Source organism: Paraburkholderia sp. EG304, from assembly GCF_046543485.1.
Classification (GTDB): Bacteria; Pseudomonadota; Gammaproteobacteria; order Burkholderiales; family Burkholderiaceae; genus Paraburkholderia; species Paraburkholderia youngii.
Map to the genome: position 1 here is coordinate 1 of NZ_JBKGUA010000289.1, position 605 is coordinate 605.

Below are 605 nucleotides of genomic sequence, written 5' to 3' on the forward strand. Positions count from 1 at the left end.
TCCCCGGAGAGCAGCGATGGCGCGGCGAGGCTGCAGTCGCTGGCGACCTTCGCCGTCGCGTTCATCGCGCGGCCGGTCGGCTCGGCGGTCTTCGGCCACTATGGGGACCGCATCGGGCGCAAGGCCACCCTGGTGGCGGCGCTGCTCACGATGGGCATCTCGACCGTGGCGATCGGCCTGCTGCCCACGCATGCCAGCATCGGCCTGGTAGCGCCGGCGCTGCTGGCGCTGTGCCGGTTCGGCCAGGGCCTGGGGCTGGGTGGGGAGTGGGGCGGCGCCGTGCTGCTGGCCACCGAGAATGCACCGCCCGGCAAACGGGCCTGGTACGGCATGTTTCCGCAGCTCGGCGCGCCGCTGGGCTTCCTGCTCTCGGCCGGCATCTTCCTGCTGCTGGGTCGCGCGATGAGCGAAGCCGACTTCCTGCAGTGGGGGTGGCGCGTGCCGTTCCTGGCCAGCTCGCTGCTGGTCGGCATCGGCCTGTGGGTACGCCTGAACATCCACGAGACCCCGCAGTTCCAGGCCGCGCTGGACCGCAACGAACGGGTCAAGCTGCCGATGTTGACCGTGCTGCGCGAGCATCCGCTGACCCTGGTGCTGGGCACCCT

The 605-nt window shown here is 71.4% G+C and carries 1 protein-coding gene; it reads left to right on the plus strand.

What is annotated here, in order from left to right; all coding sequences use genetic code 11:
- Nucleotides 1-605: MFS transporter (locus ACLFKU_RS43905; protein WP_410853410.1), on the plus strand; the 605-nt coding region annotated here is incomplete at both ends.